Source organism: Serratia nevei (assembly GCF_024160145.1).
GTDB classification, from domain to species: domain Bacteria; phylum Pseudomonadota; class Gammaproteobacteria; order Enterobacterales; family Enterobacteriaceae; genus Serratia; species Serratia nevei_A.
This window is the reverse complement of record NZ_JAMYWQ010000187.1, coordinates 1-255: the sequence shown is the minus strand read 5'-3', so window position 1 is coordinate 255 and position 255 is coordinate 1. Positions and strand designations below refer to the sequence as shown.

General features: G+C 55.7%; 1 rRNA gene. It reads right to left on the bottom strand.

What is annotated here, in order from left to right:
• A 16S ribosomal RNA gene (locus tag M6G53_RS25340) occupies positions 1-255 on the bottom strand; the annotation flags it as partial.

Sequence of the window (255 nt, the reverse complement as noted above, 5' to 3'; positions counted from 1 at the left end):
CCGCCTGCGTGCGCTTTACGCCCAGTAATTCCGATTAACGCTTGCACCCTCCGTATTACCGCGGCTGCTGGCACGGAGTTAGCCGGTGCTTCTTCTGCGAGTAACGTCAATTGATGAACGTATTAAGTTCACCACCTTCCTCCTCGCTGAAAGTGCTTTACAACCCGAAGGCCTTCTTCACACACGCGGCATGGCTGCATCAGGCTTGCGCCCATTGTGCAATATTCCCCACTGCTGCCTCCCGTAGGAGTCTGG